General features: G+C 75.4%; 13 protein-coding genes. 9 read left to right on the top strand and 4 right to left on the bottom strand.

The window, feature by feature from the left end; genetic code table 11:
- Positions 1–92 precede the first annotated feature (92 nt).
- From ACA361_RS25605 to ACA361_RS25585, 5 genes are all read left to right on the top strand, one after another.
- Positions 93–2,057 carry a glycohydrolase toxin TNT-related protein gene (locus ACA361_RS25605; protein ID WP_375015809.1) on the top strand — a complete coding sequence of 655 codons (1,965 nt, stop codon included), beginning with the start codon at positions 93–95 and terminating at the stop codon, positions 2,055–2,057.
- A 43-nt stretch (positions 2,058–2,100) separates the two neighbouring features.
- Positions 2,101–2,940: a hypothetical protein gene (locus tag ACA361_RS25600; RefSeq protein WP_375015807.1), complete on the top strand. Its 840-nt coding sequence runs from the start codon at positions 2,101–2,103 to the stop codon at positions 2,938–2,940.
- Between the two features lie 7 nt (positions 2,941–2,947).
- Positions 2,948–4,129 carry a hypothetical protein gene (locus tag ACA361_RS25595; protein ID WP_375015805.1) on the top strand — a complete coding sequence of 394 codons (1,182 nt, stop codon included), beginning with the start codon at positions 2,948–2,950 and terminating at the stop codon, positions 4,127–4,129.
- A gap of 124 nt (positions 4,130–4,253) precedes the next feature.
- The gene (locus tag ACA361_RS25590) at positions 4,254–5,852 is read left to right on the top strand and encodes a MinD/ParA family protein (RefSeq protein WP_375015803.1); all 1,599 of its coding nucleotides are present in this window, start codon (positions 4,254–4,256) and stop codon (positions 5,850–5,852) included.
- Positions 5,849–6,265, top strand: coding sequence for a hypothetical protein (locus tag ACA361_RS25585; RefSeq protein ID WP_375015801.1), 417 nt, complete (start codon positions 5,849–5,851; stop codon positions 6,263–6,265). Before ACA361_RS25590 ends, ACA361_RS25585 begins: the two co-directional genes overlap by 4 nt.
- Positions 6,266–6,292: 27 nt before the next feature.
- Here the strand turns inward: ACA361_RS25585 and ACA361_RS25580 are convergent, their stop codons facing one another.
- Positions 6,293–7,084 carry a hypothetical protein gene (locus tag ACA361_RS25580; RefSeq protein WP_375015799.1) on the bottom strand — a complete coding sequence of 264 codons (792 nt, stop codon included), beginning with the start codon at positions 7,082–7,084 and terminating at the stop codon, positions 6,293–6,295.
- A 307-nt stretch (positions 7,085–7,391) separates the two neighbouring features.
- On the opposite strand from ACA361_RS25580, the gene ACA361_RS25575 reads away from it, so the two are divergent.
- Positions 7,392–8,240 carry a hypothetical protein gene (locus ACA361_RS25575; protein WP_375015797.1) on the top strand — a complete coding sequence of 283 codons (849 nt, stop codon included), beginning with the start codon at positions 7,392–7,394 and terminating at the stop codon, positions 8,238–8,240.
- On the opposite strand, the gene ACA361_RS25570 is transcribed toward ACA361_RS25575, so the two are convergent.
- Positions 8,237–9,202, bottom strand: coding sequence for a DUF6177 family protein (locus ACA361_RS25570; protein ID WP_375015796.1), 966 nt, complete (start codon positions 9,200–9,202; stop codon positions 8,237–8,239). The two genes, ACA361_RS25575 and ACA361_RS25570, sit on opposite strands and share 4 nt — an antisense overlap.
- A gap of 113 nt (positions 9,203–9,315) precedes the next feature.
- Here ACA361_RS25570 and ACA361_RS25565 point away from each other — a divergent pair, with 113 nt between their 5' ends.
- Both ACA361_RS25565 and ACA361_RS25560 read left to right on the top strand, forming a co-directional pair.
- Positions 9,316–10,770, top strand: a complete 1,455-nt coding sequence (locus tag ACA361_RS25565; protein ID WP_375015794.1) for an LCP family protein — start codon at positions 9,316–9,318, stop codon at positions 10,768–10,770.
- Between the two features lie 198 nt (positions 10,771–10,968).
- Complete coding sequence (locus tag ACA361_RS25560; protein ID WP_375015791.1) at positions 10,969–11,946, top strand: glycosyltransferase; 978 nt, start codon at positions 10,969–10,971, stop codon at positions 11,944–11,946.
- A 42-nt stretch (positions 11,947–11,988) separates the two neighbouring features.
- Here ACA361_RS25560 and ACA361_RS25555 read toward each other — a convergent pair whose 3' ends face one another.
- Together ACA361_RS25555 and ACA361_RS25550 are read right to left on the bottom strand one after the other, a co-directional pair.
- Positions 11,989–15,099 (bottom strand): hypothetical protein, encoded by a 3,111-nt coding sequence (locus ACA361_RS25555; protein WP_375015789.1) that lies wholly within the window; start codon positions 15,097–15,099, stop codon positions 11,989–11,991.
- 85 nt (positions 15,100–15,184) lie between these two features.
- Positions 15,185–16,714, bottom strand: a complete 1,530-nt coding sequence (locus ACA361_RS25550) for a sulfatase (protein ID WP_375015787.1) — start codon at positions 16,712–16,714, stop codon at positions 15,185–15,187.
- 128 nt (positions 16,715–16,842) lie between these two features.
- On the opposite strand from ACA361_RS25550, the gene ACA361_RS25545 reads away from it, so the two are divergent.
- A complete protein-coding gene (locus ACA361_RS25545) occupies positions 16,843–18,309 on the top strand; it encodes a family 43 glycosylhydrolase (protein ID WP_375015786.1) in 1,467 nt (488 codons plus the stop codon).
- Positions 18,310–18,342 lie beyond the last annotated feature (33 nt).

Genomic DNA, 18,342 nt, shown 5'->3' with positions numbered 1-18,342 from the left:
ACTACACTCTGGTGCGTCATGGCAGGTAGCGACGTACTTCCCGGCGTGCGCGCCCATCCGGGCCGCCGCGCGGCCGGACGGGAGGGCGCCTGATGGCCCTGTCCCCCGAGGAGGTCGAGACCCGGCTGCGGGCCGTGGTGGACGTGGTCACGCCGCTGATGCCGCGGAACTGGCGGCGGGGGCGGCTGCGCTACTTCGCGCTGGGGTCGTTCGAGTGCGCCATGGTCTTCGCCAAGGGCCCGGACGACGGCTGGGCGCTGCCCCGCTCGGGCGCCGTCGAGATGCTGCGCGACCTGCGCCGCGACTGCCACGACCCGGAACGGGGCGTGTGGCCGGGCGTGACCCTCGCCCTGACCGCCGCCGGCGAGTGGTCGGCGGAGCCGGAGGGCCTGGAGGACTTCTGGTGGCGCGACGAGGTCACCCCGGCGGACTGCGTCCTGGAGCTGTCCCGGTTCCCCCGGCCCGGCCGGCAGGTCCCGCCGTGGATGCGGGCCCTGCTCGACCTCCAGCGCGCCGCGGACGACTTCGACCCCGCGGAGGTCCTCGCCCGCCCCCGGGCGGAGGACGGGCTCGTCGAGGGGCGGCCGGACTACTTCGCGCAGGCCCGCGAGAGCCTGGAGGGGCTGCTGCCCGGCGGCGGCGACCGGATCCTGGCCGGCCGCCTGGAGGAGGGCCGCTGGTCGGTCGTCCCGGCGGGGGAGGCGTGGCTGGCCGTCCTGTACGCGGGCGGCCGGTGCGAGCGGGTCCGCCCGTTCGCCGGGGCCAAGGAGGCGTTCGCGCACGCCGCGTCCCATGTCATGGCCGCCGCGAGGGTACCGGTCGACTCCGGGCTGATGCGGACCGCCGGCCTCCTCACCAGGCACGCCAGGCCGGGGGTGGACGCCTGGGACCTGGACGAGGCCGGGGTCAGGGCGGCCCAGCTGACCGCCGCCTCCCCGCGCCCGGAAGCCGGCGACGCGTCCCCTCACGACGGGCCCGGCACCGGCTCTTATGTCGCGCTGGCCCCTCTCCGCAACCGGCCCGAAGAGCACTTCACCTGCGAGATCGGGCCGCCGCCGGAGGAAGGCCCGTTCATCGCCGTCCGCAGGATCCACGAGTTCGCGCTGCTGCGGGAACTGCCGGCGCTGATCCAGCGGCCCCCTGCGCCCCCCGCCTCTACTGCTTCGACGCCGTCACCACCACCGGCCGCCGCCGCCGGGCCCGAGCCGGTGCTCGTCCTCCCGGCGGGCACGGAGGTCGACGCGTACGGCCACCACGACCAGCGCCTCGTCTTCGCCGTCGGCACCCCCGACGATGTGCGCGGTAGGGTCTTCCGCGACGGGGACGCGGCGTACCACCTCTACCGCGTGGACCGCCCCCTCCCCGCCGCCCCCGCCCGGTTCGCCCCGTTCCCGGCCCTGGGCGACGCCGAGGCGGCGGAACGGGCCCGTACCGGCGAGGGGCAGGGCTACCTCCTCGGCGCGGACATCGGCGACCTGGTCCGCTCCGGCCACCTGAGCGAGATCGGCGGGACCGGCGGCGCGCCGCCCCGGCCGCCGGGCCCGCGGTACATCGAGCGAAGGAGAACGAACCTGATGGCCCCGCAGCCTCCGGACGCCCCGTCCGTCCAGCAGCGCCCGGTGCCGTACGACGGGGAGCGCCACGCGGAGCTGGAGCAGCGCCTCGGCCGGATCCTGCTCCAGATCGCGCCGCCGGGCTGGGCGCGGATCGACCTCCGCGTCCGGATGACCGTGGCGGTCTCCGAGGTCGCGCTGGCCGTGGTGCTGGAGGACGGCGGCCACGCCGAGGTGGAGCCGCCGCGCGACCTCGCCGCGATCGCGGCGGAGCTGCGGTCGATGATGTACCGGCCGGACGAGGGCACCTGGTTCGGGATGCGTTTCACGATGGACCCGCCCAGCGAGTACTGGGCGGGCTACAACGGGGAGTTCGACCCCGGCTGGACGCCGCCGCTGGCGGCCGCGGACTGGCGGCACGACCTGAGCGTGTTCCCCCGGTCGGACGAGCACGTGCCCCGCTGGCTGCGGGACCGGCTGGAGGCCGGTGACGGCGGCCGATGAACAGCGCGACCGCCGCCCCGGAAGCGGCGCTTCGACTCAACGGATGGGAACGAGAACCGTGGTGAACGACCCCGGACCGCTGGGCCCGGAAGAGCAGAACGAAGTGCTGCAGGAGATGACCCTGCTGCTGACGCACTCCCTCCCTGAGGGCTGGGAGGAGGCCACGGTCGCCTACCGCGCCCTGGGCTCGCACAGCGAGATGCTGGCGCAGGTCCAGCGGCTGGGGCGGCGGCTGCCGAGCCCCTACGCGCCCCCGCCGGAGCTGGCGGAGCTGTTCGAGCGGCTGCGCGCCGGCATGTACGTCCCCGGCCGCGGGACGTGGTTCACGGCCACGTACAAGCTCACCTACCCCGCCAGCTACGATGTCCGGTACGACGGCGACAACGAACCGAGCTGGGTGTCGGCCCCGCCGGAGGGCGCCCGTGCCGAGGAGGCGCGGAGGTTCCCCCGCGACGCGCGGTACCTGCCCGAGTGGCTGGGCGGCGAGGCCCGCCCGGCGGGCGAGGAGCCGATGCCCGTCGCCCGGCCGTACGACGACTCCGAGCCCGACGGCACCCCGATCTACCAGCGGCCGGAGGTGCCCGCGGAGGACGTCGACGCGCTCGTCCGCTACCTGGAGCAGGCGCCGATCATCCTGTCGGCGCGCAGCTTCAGCGAGGACATGATGGACCCCGAGCGCGCGCTCAGCGTGCCGATGACGTACCACACCGACGGCTCCTGGATCTGGCCCGGGGCGGTCGCCTACTACCTGCGCGAGCACGGCGTCCCGCCGGAGCCGGAGCTGGTCGCCCACGTCCGGGCCGCCGGCTTCGAGCTGGAGGAGCCTCCGGAGCACGTCCTGTCCGCCGCGCTGAAGCACCTCTACAGCTCCTTCGAACGATGAGGCCGTCATGAGCGATCTGCCGCAGCCTCCGCAGCAGGCGGAGCCCGCCTCCTACGAGCCCACCACGGCCGGCCCGGTGGTGTACCTCCCGGTGCTCCTGGACGGGCGGCACGTCGGCTACCTGTGGGCCGGCGTGGACGACCGCTCGGCGACGTTCATCCGCCGCAACGAGTTCCTGGACGAGGCGTACCTGGCGCCGTTCGTGTGGATCGAGCGGCTCCAGGAGGCGTACGCGCGGGGGCTGCCGGCGCGGGAGGCGGTCCGGGAGTGGATCGGGCGGCCCGAGGACCCGGTGGGCGGCGGGGTGCCCGCGGACGCGCGCGAGGAGACCGCCGGCCGGCTGGGCGAGCTGCGCGAGCTGGCCAATCCCGGCGAGCGGCGGCCGCCGTGGGCCTCCCTGGAGGAGGACCTCTTCGGCGGCGGTTCCGCAGTGGCCGAGGAGGGCGCGCCGGCGGCCGCCGGCGCGCTGCCGGGCTACGGCCTGGACACCGCCGGGCCCGTCCGCTACGTGCCCGTGGTCAAGGACGAGGTCACCCTGGGCTACCTGTGGGCGGCGGTCGAGGACGAGGCCGCGATGTACCTGCCCCGGGCCGATGCCGGGCTGGACGGCGCCAACGCCGCGGGCGCCTGGATCCGCCGCCTCCGCGACCTGCACGCCGGCGGGGTCGCCGCGGAGGAGGTGCTCGGGCGCTGCCGGGCCGTCCCGGACGACGGCGAGGCGGGCGCCGTCCCGCTGGTCGCGCCCGAGGAGCGGATGCCCGGCCTCCAGGAGCTGCGGGACCTGGCCTCCGTCTACGTGCAGTCGCTGCGCGTGTCGTACAACCCGGGGCCCGACGATCCGCTGGTGGCGATGCGCGAGCCGCTGCCGGAGGAGGAGCGCGAGGCCGTGCTCCGCTACCTGCGGGAGGCGCCCGTCGTGTACGACGGCGGCGACCCGCTCCCCGACTCCTTCGATCCGGCCCGCCCGGCCAGGGTCCCCGCCACCTACCATTCCGACGGCTCCTGGGTGTGGCTCGGCGGCGTCGCGTACTACCTGGAGACCCACGGCGTCCCGCCCGAACCGGATCTCGTCCGGCACGTCCGCGCGAGCGGCGCGCGGCCTCCGGTCCTGGACGCGGCCGGAGAAGAGGACGCGCGGCGCACGCTGGCGTGGTGGGGCGTTCTCGTACCGCCTCCTGACCCGGCGTAGGCGGCCGTTCACGGTCGCCGGAACGGCCGTTCGCGGCCGCCCGGAACCGGGCGTCACCGGGTGAGCCTCGCGCTGCGGGCGGGTCTGGGAGTCTCGTAGGCTTGGGGCGAGGAAAGGAGGGCCGGTGACCGACCCGAGCTGGCAGAGCACCGTACTACGCGAACTTGGGGTGGCCCAGACCGGCCTGGCCGTTCCTGACAGCATCTCTCCCAACGGGCACGCCGACAATTCGGGCATGGCGCCGATCCATGATCTTCCGCCTGCACAGAGCATGTGGGGCGGGGGGTCCACCGCCGCGCAGGACGTGCCGCAGGCGGCCCCCGAGCCGGTGGCGCACCAGCCGCAGGCAACGCCTCAGCCGCCGCCATCCCAGCCCCAGCCCCAGCCGCAAGCGCAGCCCGCCCCGCAGGCTCCACCGCAGCCGCAGCCGCAGCCGCAGCCGCAGGTCCAGCCGGAACCGCCGACGTTCCCGGCGCCGCCGCCCGAGCCGCCCGCCGCGCAGCCCGCCCCCGAACCGCCCGCACCGCCCGTGCCCGCCCCGCCGGTCGTCGAGCCGCCCGTTCCGCCGGTGGCCGAGCCGCCCGCTCCCGGTCCCGTTCCGGCCTCCCAGCCGGAACCGCAGGCCGCGCCGGAGCCGCCGGTGCCCGAGCCGCCGGCGCCCGGAGCGTTCGAGATCCCGCTCGTCGGATTCCCGCAGGAGCTGCTCGGAGATCCCGCCGCACCGGGCCCGGAGGCGCCGCCGCAGCAAGAGCGGCAGCACACCGGGGCGCAGCCCGCGCCCGCGCCGGTGCCGCCCGGTCCCGGCGGCCCGGGCCGGCGGCTGGACGCCGAGGAGCTGGTCGCCAAGAACCGGCACGGCGACCCGCTGCTCCGCCGCGTCGGCCGCGGCGTGATCAAGGGCCTGGGGTCGGGCGCGCAGGGCGTCCGCGCGCAGGGCGAGCTCGCCGACCTGCTCGGCCGGCAGGTGCCCAGCTACCGGCAGCTCGCCGTGGTGAGCGTGCGCGGCGGCGCCGGCAAGACGACGATGGCGGCGCTGCTGGCGACCGAGCTGGCCCGGCACCGGCAGGACCGGGTGCTGGCCGTCGACGCCGACGCCGAGCTGGGGTCGCTGCCGCTGCGGCTCGGGGTGCGCTCGGAGTACTCGCTGTTCGACCTGGCCGGCCGGCAGCCGCAGACGTTCGAGGAGGCGACGCCCTTCCTGGCCCGGACGCAGGACGGCCTGTGGGTGCTGCCCGCCAGCCGGAACGGCCGGATCGCCGGGGAGTTCACGCTGGAGACGTTCCAGCAGGCGCTCGGCGCGGTCAACCGCTACTTCGGGGCGGCGGTCGTCGACTGCGGCGCCGGCATCCTCACCGAGCTGCACGGCGGCATCCTCGCCACCACGCACGCGCAGGTGCTGGTGACCCCCGGCACGGTCGACGGCGCGCTCAGCGCCCGCGGCGCGCTGGAGTGGTTCACCGCGAACGGGCAGGGCGCGCTGCTGCAGCGCACCGTGATCGCGATGGTGTCGCACGCCCCGCACGGCGGGGCCGACATCGACCGGGCGGTGGGGATGCTGGCCGAGGGGGGCATGCACGTGGTCCAGGTGCCCTACGACCGGCATCTGGCCACGGGCAGCGGCGTCAGCCTGGACAAGCTGGGCGCCGCCACCCGCGGCGCGGTGACCAAGGTGGCCGCCGACGTGTTCGGCCGGGCGCTGGGGCTGTCGGGGGTGGCGCGGTGAGCAGCGACCTCGTCGCGCTGGTCCGGCGCGAGCCCGACGTGTACGCCGTCGCCGACGGCCTGGTCGCGCTGGGCGAGCCGGTGGAGCTGGTCGGCGGCCCGTTCCAGGCGGTACGGGTCCGCGACCAGGGCGGCCGGGTGCTGGTGTCGATCGAGGACCCGGTGCTGGTCGAGGCGCCCGGCGAGGTGGCGCGGCTGCTGGGGCGGCCGGCCGCGGAGCGGTTCGCCGCGGCCCCGGTGTGGTGGGTGGACGTGCGCGCGGTCGCCGACGTCCCGGAGGCGTCCCGGCTGGCGCGGCGGTTCGCCGAGGCGCTGGCGCACTGGGCCGGCGGCACGGTCTGGCCGGAGCTGCCGGCCGAGCCAGCGGCGCTGAGCTGGAAGGCCACCGGCGCGGCGGCGGCTCCGGACCGGTAGCCGGAGCGCCGCCCGCGCGGCGGTGCGTCAGCTGCTGAAGCGCAGCGTGTTGAGGACCTCCGTGCCGAGCTCGTCGCCGGCGTTGTAGACCGAGCCGTCGCGGTCGCCGACCGCGCCGCCCCGGGCCCAGTACGACTGCGCGTACACGACGCGCGAGTCCAGCGTCCACGCCTTGGTCCAGGAGTCGGGCTCCTCGGTCGGCACCGGCAGGCCGCTGGTGGAGGACGGCTTGAGCAGCTTGGGCCAGCCCTTGGAGTTGACCGCGCGGCTGATCGCGCCGGCGTCCGAGGCCGAGCCGAGCTTCATGATCGAGATGACGGTGACGATGTTGCGCGTCGGGCTGGCGTAGGCCGCCGAGTACAGCTGGTCCGTGCAGGGGTAGATCCGCAGCCGGCCGGCCAGCACGGTGTTGGCGCGCGTGGTGCAGCTGCCGGTGTTGATGCCCACCTGGTTGTACGTGCTGCCGTCCGCGGTGCGGATGGACGACTTCAGCACGCTCCGCGGGTCGCCGCCGGACGTGGCCGTGGGCGCCGGGTTCTCCCTGGTCGGGTACGTGTAGGTCGGCCGCGGCGGCGAGGTGAGGTCGCGGTCGTCGTCATCGTCGCCGGCGAGGACGACGAAGGCGCCCGCACCGATGACGACCAGCGCGAGGATGGCGCCGACGATGAGCAGGATGACGAGCCCGCCGCCGCCGCTCTTGCGCGGCGGCGGCATGCCGGGCGGCGGCATCCCGGGGCCGGGGGGCATGCCCATCCCGGGCGGCGGCGGGGGCATCGGCGGGCCGGGCGGGCCGAACGGCGGCTGTCCGGGGGGATTCATGGGCACTCCAAAGCCGGTTTTCAGATCAGGGGTTCCCTGTCAAGATCAGGCCAGGGTACGACACCTTTTCGGCCGGAACCGGCCACATTGGGCATCGCATCCGGGTCCGGCCTTGACGAACCCTCGCGTCCGGGGCGCTCCCGAGCATGCGAAATTCGTCGCATCCCCGTCGAAACCCCGTCAGAACTCCGACGCGGTGCGTGCCGGGAGCGTTCCACCTCGTTCCACCGTCCCGGGGTCGGAACGCCGTCGTCGCGCCTCGGTAGAGTGCCCGCAGTGATCCAAGCTCACGGATGAGGATGCCGCGTTGAGCGCACCACCCCCCTACCAGCCCGGTCCGCCGCCCCCGCCGGGCGGCCCGTACGGCGGCGGCCCGATGCCGCCCCCGCCCTCGTTCCCGCCGGGAGGGGGCCCGCCCATGCCCCCGATGCCGATGCCGGGACCGCCGGTCCCGCCGGGGCCGCCCAAGGGCGGCGGCAACGCCGTGATCGCCGTCCTCGCCGGCGGCCTCGCCGTGCTGGTCGCCATCGGCGTCGTGGCGTTCCTGGTGCTGTCAGGCGACGGCGGCCGCAAGCGCGAGCGGGCCGGCAGCAGCCTCGTGGTGCCGACCGCGACCATCCCGACCCCGCCGACCGTCGACGTGCCCTCGTCCGCTCCCTCGCCGACGTCGACCGGGCCGCGGGACGTCGATCTGAGCCCCACGTTCTTCGCCACCAGCGTGCAGACCTCCCGCGGCACGTACCGCCAGTCGAGCAACTGGGCCAGGGCCTGCACCGCCGAGGCCAAGCCGCAGCTGGCGGCGGTGCTGCGGCGCACGCCGTGCGAGGGCCGGCTGCGCGGGGCGATGTACCAGAGCCCCAACAAGAGCGTGTACGTGCAGATGACCGCGATGAAGTTCGCGACCGAGGCGGACGCCCGCAGGGTCGCGCGCGCCGTCAACGCCAACGTCGCGCCGAAGATCCGCGTCGCGTACGGCAACGAGCCCGGTCACTGGTGGTCGTCCTCGTCGTACGGCGACCACGTGCTGATCCGGCAGTCGTTCGTGAACGAGTCCCGCAACCCGGGCTCCCGGAACGGCCCCGCGCAGACCTACGGCGACACCCTCATCCGCAAGTTCCACGCGGTCCTGGGCAACCTCTACATCTGGGCCGACTAGCCGGGCGCCACTCCCGCGGCCTGCGCCGAGCGCAGGTGCTGCATGAGCGTGCGGTGCCGCTGCCACCCCTCCGGGGAGCGGCCGTCGCCCAGCGGGAAGAACGTGAGCGGCGCGCGCGCCGGGCCGACCTGCTGGCCGGGCAGCCCGGGCGGGCCGGCGACCGTACCGCTCACGGCCATGGCCAGCGGGCCGGGGGCGCCGGTCCAGCGCGGCTCGGTGGTCAGGTCGCTGCGGCCCGGGATGAGCTGCGCGAACAGCGACAGGATCGGCTGCTCGCCCGCCAGCGCGCCGACCAGCGACGGCAGGTGCTGGACGGGCGGCGGGTCCTCGTGCGTGTAGCCGATCGTGGCGGTGCCGACCTCGGCCATCGCGCCGCCGCCGGCGCCGGTGAACTCGCAGATCGCCTGGGCCGGGCGCGGGCCGTCCCCGACGACGAACAGGCGGGCCCCGTTCCGGCCCCGCGCGTACTCGGTGAGCAGGTCGGCGCGCCAGGTGTGCGACAGCGGCTCGGCCGGCCCCCAGCCCGTGGGCGCCAGGCCCGTGAGGAGCTTCAGCAGCCGCTCGACCGCCCCGCCGACGTTGCCTTCGGCGCCGTACCTGATGCGGTAGGTGAGGCTGAGCTGCGCGCCGATCGGCGCGCCCGGCCGGGTGGTGAAGCCCGGCGCGTAGTCGCGCGCCTCGGGAACGGGCACGAACGTCCCGTCGCTCCACTGGAGGGGCCGGCCGGTGAGGCCTTCGTAGTAGCCGGCGCCGTCGCGTACGACCCACTGCATGCCGGTTCCGGCCGCGGCGGCGCGCAGCGGCAGCGAGAGCCGCGAGTCCAGCGGCGTGACCAGCTGCAGGGTTCGGCCCGTCTCGCCGCAGTCGGCCAGGGCCTCGGCCAGCCAGGCGGTCAGCGGCACGACCGGCCGGTCCTGCAGCACGACCATGGCCTGCTCGGTCAGTACGTCTACGGTGCTCATCCTCACCCGAGTCTAGTCCTGTGCCCGGATGGGTCCGGGCGGGCGGCCGGGGGCGGGAGGAAGTTTCCCGTGGCGGCGGTGGCTGATGTCCTGCTTGTGCTGAAATGTTACGGATGCAGCAGCTGGCCGCTCCCGACCGCGTGTACTTCACCGGCGGCGCGCCGCCGCCACCGGAACCGCCGGAGCGGGGGCGCGGCTGGCGCGTGCTCGGAGGACTGTCGATCGCGCTGTCGGTGCTGCTGGTGGTCGGCAGCCTCACCGCGTACGGGTTCTGGCGCCGGCTGGACGGCCAGATCACCCGCGAGAACGTCGACGGCAAGCTCGGCGACGACCGGCCCGCCAAGCTCAACAGCTCGATGAACATCCTCCTCATCGGCTCCGACAGCCGGGAGGGCGAGAACGCCCGGTACGGCACCGAGGAGGGCCGCCGCTCCGACACCGCGATCCTGCTGCACCTGTCGCCCGGCGGCGAGCGCGCCATCGGGATCAGCTTCCCGCGCGACTCCATGGTGCAGATCCCGTCATGCAAGAAGGCCGGCGGCGGCACGGTCCCGGCCCGGCTCGACATGATCAACTCCGCGTACGCGCAGGGCGGCCCCGCCTGCACCTGGAAGACCATCGAGTCGATCACCGATGTCCGGATCGACCACTACGTCGAGGTCGACTTCGCCGGGTTCAAGCGGGTCGTGGACGCGCTCGGCGGCGTCGAGATCTGCGTCCCCAAGGCGGTGCACGACCCCAAGGCCGAGCTGTACCTGCGCGCCGGGAGGCAGACCGTCCGCGGCGAGGCGGCGCTCGGCTACGTCCGCACCCGCACCGGCGGCCTCGGCGACGGCTCCGACCTGTCCCGGATCAAGCGGCAGCAGGCGTTCATGGCCTCGGTCGTGAAGAAGGCCACCGACAAGGGCATGCTCGCCGACCCCGGCAAGGCGTACGCGTTCCTGTCCGCGGTCGCCAGCTCCATCAAGGCCGACGACCGGCTCACCGTGTCGGCGATGCAGAAGCTGGCCGGCGGGCTGCGCGGGATGAGCGCCGGCAAGGTCCGCTTCGTGACCGTCCCGGTGCAGGCCTACCCGCCGGACCCCAATCGCGTCCAGATCAACCCGGCGCAGGCCAAGCCGCTCTTCGAGGCGATCCGCGAGGACAACACCGTCCCCGAGGCGGCGCCGCCGCCCGTGAAGCCGGCCGGGCGGGGCGCCGCGAAGCCGGTGCCGCCCGCGCAGGTGAAGGTGGCGGTCTACAACGCGACCCGAACCGACGGGCTCGGGCAGCGCACCGCCGACCAGCTCACGGAGAAGGGCTTCCAGGTCGTCAAGGTCGGCACCCGCCGCAACCGCTCCGACGACGCCAGGACGCAGATCCTGTTCGGCCCCGGCGCCCGCCCGCAGGCGGCCGCCCTCGCCGCGGCCCTCCCTGGCCACCCGCCGAAGCTCTGGCCGTCCGGCCGGCCGGGCCAGGTCTACCTGATCATCGGCGCGGACGGCGCGGACCTCCCGGGCGCCGCGAAGACCGTCCCGAAGGTCGTCGGCGAGATCCGAGCAGATCAGGACGTTTGCGCCCAGCCCTGAGGGACACCCGACGAACCCGATATGTTGGCCGCGCTAAACCTAAAGACTCCCTCAGGCGTCCCTTGTAGGACGTAACCCCTCAATCCCATCCGCTCGCCACATCTCTCCCCCTCCCGACCCCCGCTCCCCGACTCCGGAGCCGATCCCGCCCCGGGCTCCGCCGGGCCTCCCCGAGGCCCGCTTCCGGAAATGGACCGCATGCGCCCCGAACCGTTCGCCCTTCTCATGACCGTCTACGGCGGTGACCGGGAGGAATTTCTCCGGGCGGCCTTCCGCAGCGCGGTGCACGACCAGCTGCGCCGCCCGGACCAGGTGGTGCTGGTACAGGACGGCCCGGTCTCCGACGGGCTCGCCGCCTGCATGGCCGAGCTGGTCGACGGCTGCCCGGCCGAGGTCGCGTTCGTCCGGCTGGCGGAGAACCGGGGCCTCGGCCCGGCGCTGGACGCGGGGCTGCGGGCCAGCCGGTACGACATCGTGGCCCGGATGGACGCCGACGACGTGGCCATGCCGCACCGGTTCCGGCTCCAGGTGCCCCTGGTCGAGGCGGGCGCGGACCTGGTCGGCGCGGGCCTGCTGGAGTTCGGGACGGACATCGCCGACGTCGTCGGGCAGCGCACCCCGCCGAGCGACCCGGGCGACATCGCCCGCTACTCGCGGCTGCACGACCCGTTCAACCATCCGACCGTGGTCTACCGGCGCAGCGCCGTCGTCGCGGTCGGCGGGTACGGCGACCTGCCGTTGATGGAGGACTACTGGCTGTTCGCGCGGATGATCGCCAACGGCGCGCGGGTCGTGAACATCGCCGAGCCCCTCGTCTACTACCGGGTCGGCGACGGCGCGTACGAGCGCCGCGGCGGCCGCGACCTGCTCCGTTCCGAGCTGCGGCTCCAGCGCGAGATGTACCGCGAGGGCTTCGTCACCCGCATGCAGTACTGGCGGAACGTCACCATCCGCGGCGGGTACCGGCTGACGCCGACGCTGATCCGCCGACCCGTCTACCGGATGCTCGTGGCGCCCTATGGCGCGCGCCGCAACCGTAACCGCAACCTGCCGGACGGCCCGCCCGCCGTCCCGGCTCCGGCTCCGCCCCCGGCTCCGGCTCCGGAGCAGCCTGCGGCGCCGCAGCGGCGGGCGCCCGCGCGGGCCTACGCGCCGCGCCACGCCCGCGACCGCTGACGCCGGCCGGCCCGGCCCGGCGGACCGGGCCGGACCGGGGCCTCAGGAGAGCGGCCGGTTCCAGAGGACGGGCTGCTCGCCGTCCTGGCCGGACGTGCGGCCGATGCCGATCAGCTTGTCCCTGAACGGCGCCAGCCCGGTGATCTGCTGGTCGCCGTCACCGCCGAGGCCCTCGCCGCCGGGGGTGTCCGCCGTCCAGGACGAGCCGTCCGCCGAGGTCCACGCCACCACGTCCGCCGCACCGGCGGTACCGGTCGTCCCGGTGGCGGCGAAGCCCTTCGGGGTGCCCGCCAGGGACGTCACGACGGCCTTGGCATCGCCGCCGGGGGCCGGGAGCGACCGCCACGTCTTACCGCCGTCCGCGGACACGTAGCCGAGCCAGACGAGCCCCTGCGGGGTCGCGGCGACACCGGCCGCCACCAGCGTGTCGCCCTTCGCGGCCACGTGCGTCAGGTGGCCCTCGGTGACACCGCCGGGAAGCGGCAGCTGCTGGAGCGTCCACTGCTTGCCGTCGGCGGACGACCACACCGCCGGGTGGTTGCCGGTCCTGGGGTCGCGTACGCCGCCGACCGCCGAGTAGCCGAACGAGCCCCCGGCGGCGCCGAGCATCCAGCGGGTGTCGCCGTTCTGGCTCTCCAGCGCCCCGTCCCGGCCGGCGCTGCGGCCGCGCTCCCACTGCTTCAGGTCGGCGGAGAACCAGGTCGCGCCCGACGTGCCCTCGGTGCCGACGATCACGTAGCCCGCCGGTCCGGCGGCCGCGGCGGCGGTCGCCGGCTGCCCCTTGGAGCTGCCGCGGAACGGCGCGGTGGTGTCGACCGACTGCCAGGTCGTCCCGTCGGCCGAGGTCACGACCAGCGGCCGCCGCGGGGCGGTCTGGTCGTAGCCGACGGCCAGCCAGCCGGCGGCGCCGTTCACCACCCCGGTGAGCTGCTGCGAACCCGGCCGGGTGAAGGCGGCGCCGAGGCCCTGGGCGGCCTTCCAGGTGCCGCCGTCCTGGGACGTCCAGACGGCGGCGTCGCCCGCGGCGCTGCCCACGGAGACCGCGCGGTCCCCGGTGGCGCCGACCGCGACGACGGAGTGGTCGGAGCGCAGCGCGCCGGGCACCTTGGCCAGGTCGACCGGGATCGTGCCGCCGCCCGCGTCCCAGACGCTCAGCAGCGGGTCGAGGTCGCCGCCGCCCGGTTCGAGGCCGACGGCGACGGTCTGCTCGCCGGCCAGCGCCGCGTCCCTGACCTCCCGGCCGGGCCGGGAGGGGAGGGAGCCGGCGTCGCGCCAGGCGGCGCCGTCCGCGCTGCGCGACACGAGGATGTCGCCGCCGCGGGCGATCACGGCCGCGTAGCCCCGGTCGTCGCTGAGGAGCCGGCTGGTCACCCGGTAGCCGGGGGTCTCCAGCCGGCCGGTCTGGGTCCAGGACGCGCCGTCCCTGGACGTGAACGCCTGGCCGTAGCTCTTGCCGCCGGCCTTGATCTCCCGCATGGCGACGAAACCGGCGGGCCCGCCGCCGATGGACAGGCCGCGGGAGCCCCTGGGAACGGGGACCTCCGAGTCGGCCCAGGTGCGTCCGCCGTCCTCCGAGCGCCAGACCCGGCGGAAGCCGCCCTTGCCCCTGTCCGGGGTGATCAGGCCCTCCAGCAGGATGACGTCGCCGCTGGCCGCGGCCTCGACGAGTCCCAGCTTCGCGTTGCGGACCTGCAGGCCGATCTGGTCGTCGTGGCGGGCCTCCCAGCGGCGGCCGTCGGCGGACAGCCAGGCGACGGGGAGCGCGTCGCTGTAGTCGCCCTTGCGCGTGCTCTCGCCGATGGCCAGGAAGCCGTTCCCGGCGGAGACGATCCTGCGGACCCGGGTGTTGGGGGCGAAGGCGTCGCCGACGGCGTTCGGCTCCCGGCGCCAGTCCTGCCCGTTCTCGCTGGTCCACACCGCGCCGGCGCCGCCGGGGCGGGTGCCGACGGCGACCCAGCCGTTCGCGGACCCGCCCACGGCGGCCGGGGCGCCGCCGCCGGTGCCCTCCGGCTTGGCCGGCTTGAACGTGCGGCCGCCGTCGGAGGAGACGAGGAACAGGCCGCGGGTGCTCTGCGGGCCCGCCTCGCCGCCCACCGCGACCACGGTGGAGCCCGCCGCCGCGACGCCGGTGATCTCCTGGTCGTGGCCGTCGGTACGGGCCGCGGCGTCCATCGGGAAGACCGAGCCGGCGAGCCGGGCGCCGCCGCCCGCGGTGCCGTCCTCGCCGGTCAGGGCGGACACGGCCACGATCCCGCCCGCGACCAGTGCGGCGACGGCGAGGCCGGCGCCGCCGACGAGCAGGAGCCGCTTGCCGAGCTTGCCGCCGCCGCGCTTCTTCTTGCCGCTCGGCGCGGTCCGCCACGGCTCGTCGATCTGCGGCGGCGGCGCCAGGGGCACCGCCGCCGGACCGGCCTCGGGCTGCCGCGGGCCCGGCGCGTTCTGGCCGGGGATCTCCTGGGCCCAGGGGAACGGCTCGGGCGCGGGCGGCGCCGGGGCCGGGGCCGGCGGGGTCGGCGGGGGCGCGTTCTGGCCGGGGATCTCCTGGGCCCAGGGGAACGGCTCGGGCGCGGGCGGCGCCGGCGGCTGGGGTGCCGGGGGCTGAGGGGCGGGCGGCTGGGGCGTGGGCGCGGCCATCGGGGTGCCCGGGATCTGCTGGGCGTACGGGAACTGCGAGGTCGGCGCCGCCTCGGACGGTCCCGGCCCCGGCTCGGGTGCCGGCGGCTGCGGGGAGGAGAACTGCTGCGTCTTGGCCGCGCCCGAGCCGGAGTCGGCCGGCGTCCCCGCGGAGGGGAGGAACGGGGAGAGGTCGGTGACGGTCACATCCGGCGCGGGCCCGCTCTCGGGCGCCGGGGGCTCCGCGGGCGGCGTGGGCGCCCCGGCGCTCTTGGGCGAGAACGTCTCGGTGCGCATCGCGTCGTCGCCGCCGGGGTCGGCGATGGTCGTCTCGGCGATGTCCGCGCCGCCCTCCGGATCCTGGGGGATCCCGTAGGGCGGGGACGGCAGCGCGGCAGCCTCAGGAGGCAGGAGCGCGTCGTCCGTTCCCTGGGGCTCCTCCAGCCACCTCGGGGGAGGCGGTGCCGCCGGATCCTCTGGGGAGGCCGCCCGAGGCTGGTCGCCGCCCGGCTCTTCTTCCGGAGTCCTGGGTGAGGTCACGCCCGTCTCCCCGCGATCTGGTAAGCACCGACAGTGCGCCCGATGGGCACGGAATCAAATGGGTCGCCACGGATCATATCGGCGCTCAGCGGGTGCGCCCCGCCGTCGCGCAGCTCGTTCCGGCGCACTGCTTCAAGGCGTACAGCAGCCCGGCCAGCTCCTCCCTTCGCTGCGGCGGGAGCGCGCCGGCGCGGTTCACCAGCGCATGGGGATCGCGGACGAGGTCGTAGTACTCGCGCTCCCCGTTGACGTACTCGACGTACAGCTCGCGCTGGGTGCGCAGGGCGTTGTAGGTCGGCGGCGCGCCGGGCCCGGAGTCCTGCCGGTCCGGGTCCTGCGGGCTGGGCGGCGGTTTCACGTGCTCGACGAGGGCCACATTGCGCCATCCGGAGGGGTTCTCGCCGCGCAGGAACGGGACGAGGGAGCGGCCGTCGGTCCCGCGGGGCACGGCGGCGCCCGCCAGTTCGAGGAACGTGGGGAGGAGGTCGGTGTTCTGGGCGAACGCGCCCTCGCCGCGGCCTGCGGGGACGCCGGGGCCGGTGACGACGTAGGGCACCTGGACGTCGGTGTCGAAGGCCGTCATCTTGCCGCCCGCGAGCCGGTACTGGCCCAGGTGGAAGCCGTTGTCGGAGCCGAAGACGAGGTAGGTGTCGCGGTCGCGGCCGGTCGCGGCCAGCGTCTGCTGGAGGCGGCCGATCATCTCGTCCACGGACTGGACCATCCGGACGCGGTCGCGGAAGCCCGCGTCGATCCGGGCGATCCCGGGCGCGCGGAGCCTGGGGCGCGCGCGCAGCCAGGACGGCTTGTCGGAGTTGTCGGCCTCGTTGAACGACGGGGGCCGGGGTGCGCGGAGGTTCGGGAACGCGCGGGCGTGCCGGGGCGCGGCGACGAACGGCCCGTGCGGAGCGAACGTGGAGACCTGGAGGAAGAAGGGCTTGCGGTCGGCGGACGCCTGCTGGAGGAACCGCACGCTCTTTTCGGCCAGGACGTCGGTGAGGTAGTCCTGCGGCCGGTTGCCGTAGTGGACCAGCTTGCCGTTCTCGTTGAGGTTGTAGCCGTACTCCTGGTACCCGTTGCCGGCGACGTGCCACTCGTCCCAGCCGGGCGGGACGTACGGCCGCGGCCCGCCCTGCGCGTCGTCCGGCTGGTAGCCGTTGAGGTACTTGCCCATGAGGCCGGTGCGGTAGCCGGCGGCGCGCAGGGCCGGCGCGTAGGAGGACTGCTCGCCGCCGCGCGCCTTGAAGACCCCGTACCCGCCGTCGGGCGGGAAGTTGGTGCGGACGCCGGTGTTGTGCGGGTACCGGCCGGTGAACATCGTGGCGCGGGAGGTGCAGCACAGCGAGTCGGCGACGAAGAAGTTGCCGAACGTGGTGCCCGCCCGCCGCATCGCCTGGACGCGGGGCATGTGCTCGACCAGGTCCCAGGACAGGTCGTCGGTGAGCACGAAGATGATGTTCGGCTTGCGGGGGGCGGCGGCCTTTCCCGGGGCCTTCCCGTCCGGGGAGCCGAGGGGGCCGACGCATCCGGCCAGTGCCGACGCGGCCGCCAGGATGACCGCGATGACCGCGATGAGGAGGCGGGAGGGCGAGCCGGGGGACCCGCTATGTCGGTACAAGCCCGTTTCTCCTCTTCCTAGGCGCCGACGAGCAAGGGTATTAGGTGTCGATCGCCCCTTCCATGCGGAGACGGCGGGGTCCGGTCCCCGGGGGTTTGGCATGATTCGGGGGGACAAGGGAGATAAGAGTGGATCAGCGAGCAGGCGGGCCGCTGGCGTCGCTGGCCGGCCGGGCCCCGGTCAGCGCGCTGCTGGCGCTCGCCGCGTTCGGGCTCGCGAACGCATGCCTCCCGCTTCCGGAACGGCCCGCGGGCGAGTCGTCGCCGCGCGTCTCGCGGGCGGCGGCCGCTCCGCCGCTGCCGAGCCCCGCGAGCACGCCGACACCGCTGGACGCGCCGGGCTACTCGCCCGTCAAGCCGGTGATCGGGGACTACTTCGCCGACCCCACCGTGATCCGGGTCGGCGGCACGTACTTCGCGTACGGCACCAACAACGCCGCGGGCGCGCTGCCCGTGGCCACCGCGCCTTCGCCGACCGGGCCGTGGACGCAGAACCCCGGGGACGGGCTGGCGCAGCTTCCCGCGTGGGCCGCGCCGGGATGGACGTGGGCTCCGGAGGTCGTCCCGCCGCGCGGCGGGAAGGGGCCGTACATCCTGTACTTCTCCGCCCGCCGCAAGGACCGCGACGTCCAGTGCATCGGCGTCGCCACCGCGAGATCCGCCGCCGGGCCGTTCGTGCCGGCCGAGGGCGAGCCGCTGGTCTGCCCGCTGGACCTGGGCGGGGCGATCGACCCGGCCTCGTACATCGAGGACGACGGCACCCGCTACCTGCTCTACAAGACCGACGCGAGGGAGAAGGCCGCCGTCCACCTGGTGCGGCTGACCCCGGACGGGCTGCGCCCGGCGGGCGCCCCGAAGCGGATCCTGGGCCGCGACGGGAACGAGCCCGTCCTGGTGGAGGCCCCCGACCTGGTACGGCGCGGCGGCAAGTACGTGCTGTTCTACTCGGCTGGCTGGTACTTCAAGTCCAACTACCAGACCCGCTACGCGACCGCCTCGTCGATCATGGGGCCCTACCGGAAGGCCGCGGCGCCGCTGCTGTCGACCGGCGCGTACGGCGGGCGGGTCCAGGGCCCGGGCAGCGCCGACGTGCTCGCCGAAGAGAGCGGCGACCGGCTCGTCTTCCACGGCATCCGGGAGTACCGCGGCGGCTCCCGGGTGAACCGGGCGATGTACGTGGCCGCGCTCGGCTGGGACGGGGCGCGCCCCGTCGTCCGCGGCGTCCCGGTCCGGTACGAGGCCGAGCGGGGGCGCCTGAACGGGTGCGTTACCGTGCTCGGCCGGCGCAAGGCGTCGGGCGGCCGGGCGGCGGGCGCGTTCGCCCGCGCGGGCTGCCCGCTGGAGTTCCCGGTGTTCGCGCCGGTCGCCGGGAGATACTCGGTCGCCGTCCGGTACGCCAACTGGTCCAAGGGGCGGTCGCGGCTGGAGCTGGCCGTGAACGGGACCGCGCCCGCGACGGTACCGCTGCGCCCGGGAAAGACCGGCTCGTGGGCCACCACCGCGACGGTCGAGGGCGATCTCGGCGCGGGCTGGAACACGCTGTCGCTGCGCCGGCTGGACGGCCGGGGGCAGGTCGACTACGTCGAGGTCCGCTGAAGCGGGCCAGGTCAAGGGCCAGGGGCCGCGGCC

Source organism: Actinomadura sp. 21ATH (assembly GCF_041951345.1).
GTDB lineage: Bacteria > Actinomycetota > Actinomycetes > Streptosporangiales > Streptosporangiaceae > Spirillospora.
This window is presented reverse-complemented; position numbering and strand designations above follow the sequence as displayed.